2 protein-coding genes and 1 pseudogene are annotated in these 6620 nt (G+C 31.8%); all 3 read right to left on the reverse strand.

Annotation, left to right across the window (positions count from 1 at the left end):
* Nucleotides 1-334 precede the first annotated feature (334 nt).
* The 3 genes and pseudogenes from G7Y42_RS06860 to G7Y42_RS06870 all read right to left on the reverse strand — a co-directional run bounded on the left by G7Y42_RS06860 (nucleotide 335) and on the right by G7Y42_RS06870 (nucleotide 6577).
* Nucleotides 335-1972: a YfhO family protein gene (locus G7Y42_RS06860; protein ID WP_165004511.1), complete on the reverse strand. Its 1638-nt coding sequence runs from the start codon at nucleotides 1970-1972 to the stop codon at nucleotides 335-337.
* A 526-nt stretch (nucleotides 1973-2498) separates the two neighbouring features.
* Nucleotides 2499-4187: pseudogene (locus tag G7Y42_RS06865) on the reverse strand (glycosyl hydrolase family 28-related protein); the annotation flags it as partial.
* A 2039-nt stretch (nucleotides 4188-6226) separates the two neighbouring features.
* Entirely contained in the window at nucleotides 6227-6577 is a 351-nt protein-coding gene (locus G7Y42_RS06870) for an LPXTG cell wall anchor domain-containing protein (protein ID WP_165004509.1), read from the reverse strand.
* Nucleotides 6578-6620: the final 43 nt, after the last annotated feature.

Consider the following 6620-nt stretch of genomic DNA (forward strand, 5'->3'; position numbering starts at 1 on the left):
TGAATAGTTCAAAAAAATGCCAAACTGAAGAAAAAAAATGAATGTACAGATTTCTTTTCATAATATTTGGAGAGATACTCGTTTTGGAAACAAAAAAGAACCCTTGATTTGTACCGACCCCCAAAAGTTAGTTTTATGGGTGCACTACATTTTTAGTCTAACTTTTGGGGGTCGGTATAATTATTACTATGTTTTTTTCTTAATTGAATTTTTAGTTCGTTCTTTTCACTTTTCGGAATAAATCAACAGTGACTCTCGATGTCTTCTTATATATATTGCTACTGCATTTTCTTCCTTGTTATAAAAATAGAATCAACATATTTATAATATCTCTCTAATCTATTTCTATTGAACCGTGTGATCTTATTAAGTAACGTGTAAATAAGAATATAAAAGTTATTGAACTAATCAATAAAGATAGAATCATCGTAGTTGGATAGGTAGATGAAACCTCGACTATAGTTCGTTTTCCCTTACCTTTAATAGACACTAAACCATTGTCATTTTCTATAGTGCTCTTTTTCCCATTTACTTTCACAACTGTTCCCCAGTAATTGAATACAGGTAACGTGATATTTTGCTCATTCGCATCTTCTACTGTATAGATTATTTTAGAATTATATGCTTTATGAGATGCATTCTCCCATCGATCATCGATTTTTACTTCATGTTTCTTTAAATGATCTTTATATTTCAATGCATCTAATGGTGCATAGTCATAAAGGCCTCCAGTTCTCGAGGTTGTATAACGTGTAACATCTTTTTTGGTCATAATTAATCGACCTTTATACGACTGAATTTTTTGCGAATAATTTGCTTCTGTTGCTACAGTCACTGTAAAAATAAGAAGGACTATTCCTATAAGGCTCCACATACTTTTTTTGTTGCTTGTTTTCCACTTTAAAAACACTATAGTTAAGATCAATGAACCAAAAAGCACTTGAAAACCCAAGATTCTCCAAGGAAATTGAATGATTTGAATAGGTGTTTTTTGTAAAAATTCCCATGGAAAAAGATTTGTTGATAAGAACCAAGTGGTCACTGCACAAAAATAAATAATCTTTTCTTTATTGGCAAATTTTTTTAAAAAGAAAAGTGGAAGAATCAATGAAACCACACCAATTGTTCCCATTGTAAATGTAACTAAATCATTATTTACTGCACCGATTAAACTATCAGAAATATTTAATGCCCTTTCTTGAAGGTTTGTGCGAAAGGGACGATTAATTTTTTGATGTAGGACTTGTTGTAACATCGGATACCAAACGTAAGCCGTTAAAAGAATGGTACAACCAACAGCTTTTATCATATTTAATATCAGACCCGACATTTCTTTTTTCTCTTTTCGCTTAGAGAAAAGAGAGCCGATAAATAAGAAGCCAATAACAATCACACTCATAAAAGTGGAGAGAACATGGGTATAGATGAGCAAACTCATACTGATAGCTAAAGGAATCACACAGTTCTTTTTTTCATAAAGAAGATTATACGTGTAATACAAGACAACTGGTATAATCGTCAACGCAATTGATTCTGAAATTGCAGAACGCTGATATATATCAATTAAACGATATCCATAAAAGCTATACAAAAAGCTAAATAAGAAAGCTGCATCTATTCGCTTAAAGAACCTTTGGCCATATTGATAGGTCACTAGAATTGTACAAATATTCAATACCCAAACGTATAAAATGTAACTTAGAATCAAATTATTTGTTATCCAGTAAAAAATTACGGCTGGAAAGAGTGTTAGATACGGGTAAAAAAAATTGACCCCTCCGCCATAACTATTAAATGTGGTAAAATTTATTGGACCAGAAAATACTGAGGACAAGCCTTTTATTCTAGAAAAGTGAAAAGCGATATCTCCTGTGGTTGAGATCTTTTGTGCATTACTAAAAAAGATAAAAGAATAAAGACTAGCAATAACTAGCAGTAGAACAAGTAATACTATTTTTTTATTTATTTTCAAAACCTTTTATATTTCCCCTTTCAAAAAATACTTATTATTAATAACATCAATGATTTTAACAAATAACTGCTTTTTTTTCATTTAATCTCTATTATTCTCTTTTAAAAATATCCCCAATGATCTTATGTAAGTAAACGGACAATTGATAATACAGCACTTTGCTTCTTGAATGCAATTTCTCATGGTCGATTCATTCAATCCTAGTATACTCAAATAACATCCTTCTACCCTAAAGTTTGAATTTCCAAACATATATTTTGAATTTTTACTAAAAAATCATAAATGTAGCTTTTCCTTTCGGATAACCCATAAACTAGATCCACTCATTTTTGATGAAATACTCAATAACAGATGAACCTGACTTAGCATTATATATCCTTCCAGTATTACCCTACCTGTATAGCAGGTGGTTTTATGGTTCATTCATTTTGCAACCCCCAATGGATCCTTAAGGTCATAACAAATGGGACAGAAAGGAGTTTTTTTCTTCTTTCTGTCCCATTTATTATTATTGTAGCTAGGGGAAATCAATTTTTACTGGGGACTCTACTGTTACGGGTACATTTACTGTCACAAGTGAACCTGTTTCGTAAGTTAATTGAACAATAACTTTTTGTTGCCCTATCTCATTTAAGACTTCTGGATTAGCTATTTTTGCAGTTGGTACTACCTCATCCGCATCGTTTATATTGTCAACTAATTGAAGAGGATTGACTTGTTGACCTTTAACAATCGTTGTAGCTATAGGAATTGCCAAGGTATTTCTAATGGGAATAGCGGTATTTTTATATTGATCATAGATAGTTGGTGAAATTAACGATTCCCACGTTGATGGCATTAAACCATAGTCAGCCTCTGTCCAATTTTCCACTAACAATTGACCATTTTTGAGTCCATCATCTCGAGTATTACCTTTAACAAAACTAGTTTCTGGCCGGAAACCACCGCCACTAGATATTAATAATTCACGTCGACGATTTTGTGGGATATTGTGGTAGTTAACAAACTGATTATTTATAAAAACACCATTGTACACATTGTTATTGCCCGTATGCTTATTATATTCCATACCAATTGCATACTGGTTGTCCCAATATTTCCAATCAAATATATTATTAGCAACTAACCAATTGGACAGTTCTGAAATGGCTCCCTCTGCTTGGGTTTCTGCTAAACCAATTTCTGGTGTTCCATACATAATCAGTCCTGTATTTCTCAAATAATTGTTCATAATAGTAATATTACGGCCTGATTTAAATTTGAATCCACCAGCTGGACCATTTTGTAGCCCTCGCAAGTGATTGCCCACCACCGTAATATTTTGAGCACCACGGAAGTAAATAGCATGGTCTCCCACCAAACCATTCAAATTCTCATTGTCGTATGGTGAATAGAAGAAGTTATGTTGGACAGTTACATCTTTCAACATACTAAAAGAATTAACTCCTGTTGATAAATAGTTTTGTTCATTAGGTATTGTGATTGCGCCCGATTCAATTGCTGCTTGTAGTCGTGTAATAGTGGCTGCTAAAGCTGAGCGGCTGGTACTTTTAATTGCATCCAGTTCATTCACTTTTAAGCCAAATAAATTATCTACAATATCGATCTCTGACATATATTGGAAACGACTTGGCGTTGAATAGCCTCCAATGTAAATTGCTCGATTAAAATCACTTCCTGGTTGCATATGTGCAGTATCCCGCATAAAGACATTACCTGAAATTTTAACTCCAACATCTGCATTTAAATTGACAACGAAGCCTTTTAAGGGATTGTAAAAGATGTTATTTTCTAGTATTAATTGATTTGTTAACTTCAAAGTCACATTAATGCCATCAAAGGCAATATTTTGAAGTCGAACATTGGTTTTCGTCCCATAAGTTGTATCTGTCAATTGAATAGGTGATCCTGTAATATTATGTAATATAGTGGCTCCTGTTGAATCGCCAATTAATTGATAATTTGAAGAAATAGCGATATCTTTTGTAATGTTATAATTCCCTTGTGGTAAAAATAATGCACGTCCCTCCTTCGCTGTCTTACTCAACAGCGCCTGCAGCTTTTCTGTTTGATCCTCTGGACTATTTGGAACCATAGCCTGTGCACCAAAGATAGCTACTTCTGTAGCATCTAATATTTCATCCGCTTCTGCCACCATTGGCAAGCCTATGGTAGCCAGTAAACCAAACAGAAGCATCATCATCATTTTCTTCATGTTTATTCCCCTTTGCTTTTATTTTGTCATTTTAAACAATTCATTAGGCACAAATTGATACATAATAATAACATTTCTACTCTACGTTAATTAAATCCTTCATATGTTAAATCTATTTAACCTTGCACGACTGAAATCACGAGCTTCTTGGATTTTTGATAAAGATTTAATTAATGATAATTCTCGAAGAATAACTCATTCTAAATGCGTAAGAAATAATTTTCTCATATGTATAATTCTAACATTTATAGGTTACGTATTCATCAATGGCAGCCTGACACTATTAGTTTCTACACTTTAATCATCTAATTATTCAAATTTTATTCTTCTAAATGTTTGAATACATTCGATTAAAAAAGTTCAATGCAAGCGCCTCTATGATAATTAAGTTTTCTACTTAACGGATGGATACTAATGATGGTTTCTCCATTATAAATCCGAAGAACCTTTGATTAATTAAGAATATCACATTTTTAACAATGTAAGAAATATGAATTTTTTGAAATTTTCGATTTTAGGGCATTTCTTCGTAATAGGATCTATGTTATTTATAATTAACATATTTCTTTTTCTAGCAATCATCAATTGACATCTTGTTTAAGGTTCCTTGAAATATTTCTTTAAGATTTAAATCATAGTTCAGTTATTTACCCAAATTTTCAAATAGTGAGGGACTGTATATTAATTGTTGAAGAAGATTCAGATTTTGTGTCAACGCCTTATAATCTTATTTGCGATTTAAATGGTTCAATAAGTACTGGAATTTACTCCCACAACTTCACTAAAATTGATATGCTATCTTTCCTTAATTATTATAGGGAATCTCCTTCAACCCTCTATATTTTAGGAGACTTTATCCACTATATGTTGTCAATATGTTTATTACTATAATTACTTGCTTCTGTAATATATGTATTACGATTTTTTTGTTAGAATACTGATCATTTGTAAGAACTTTCAAAGTATAGACCGTAATACCATATTTAACCCTAGAATAATTTTCCCATCGCTTTTAATTATCCTATGATAACTCCTTTACTTTTTTTCTTGTTAAACATATCCTTAAATGTCTTAATATATTATTTATCACACGTTAACCTTCTTCTATTTAGTCATTTTATTGAAATATATTGTTTACTTTTTGAGCTTTTGTTAGGTTAATTATTTGTTAATATAGTAGAGGTAATAACTAAAATAGATTATCTCTTCCAACCAATGTTTCCAATACACTTATACAGAAAAGGTATGCAATTGCATGCCTTTTTTGTATTCGTTCAGTTAAACTATAGAAACACTTTCCTAAAAGAATATCGTTATCAAATTAGGGTTTCTAATTTACATTAATTCAAGGACTGATCAATTATTTGTGTATCGTTTACTACTTATAGAAGTAGTTTCTATTCATATAACCTTTTCTTTTAACACTTCAAGATTTGACAGTTAGAAATATGTGGAAATATTGTAAACGTAATTTCCTTTATATTTTACAAATGAGGTTTGTAGTACGAGTACGTAACAAATAGATGAAATTTAGTTGTCTCTATTCTTCTATCTATTTAGGTCATAAATAAATTTTCTGAAAAAGAATATCCTTGTTCTACCAGAGTTCCATTTGATATAACGTATCTTTCTGTAATATTTTCGATAATAACCGTGTTTTCTAAAAAATAGAGAACATGGCCTTCACAAGAGATGCCATGAACGTCTGTCGTAGATATTTTCATTCCTTTTTTTAATAACAATTGAATCACCTATACCTATATATATAATCTTATCATTCCTTCTTTTTGGAATTCTAAACCATAATTTCATTAAAAAGAGATCATAAAATTGCTTTAATTATTACTAATTTTGAGCTATCAAATTCCTAATTATGAACAAAACAATATTTTTCCCTTTGGCTACTCCTGCATCTGATAATTTAATTACAAGCTACATGTTAATAATAACAGTCATTAGAAAAGGCTAATTTACTCTCAGTAAAATTAACCTTTTTGCCTACATAAAACTAAAATTTCATTATTGACCTTATTTCTTGTTTACTCTCGTCCATATTTCCTTATGAAAATACATGCCATCGTTGTTTGTACCAGTAAAATTCCTATTACCAGTAAAATAATCGAACGACGCTCACCCGTTTTAGGCAATGCTCCTGTATTTTCAGCTGATTCAGTTGTAGCTGCTCCCTGCTCGTTTGGTGTGTTACTGCCAGTCTCATCGGAAGGCTCTTCACTAGTAGAATCAGAGTCCGAATGACTGCCCTGATCTTCCACAAACTGAATGCCGGCCTCTACCGAGACCGTATTGCTTTCCGCATAACCGGTCACTGTCGTTACACCTAAGAATAGCGACAGTAGACTCAGAATAAACAACGTCCTCATTCTTTTCATCTTATCGTCTCCTATTCTTTAAGGTGCACTTCTTAGTTCAAAG

This window comes from Enterococcus sp. ZJ1622 (assembly GCF_011038845.1).
Taxonomy (GTDB): Bacteria; Bacillota; Bacilli; order Lactobacillales; family Enterococcaceae; genus Enterococcus_B.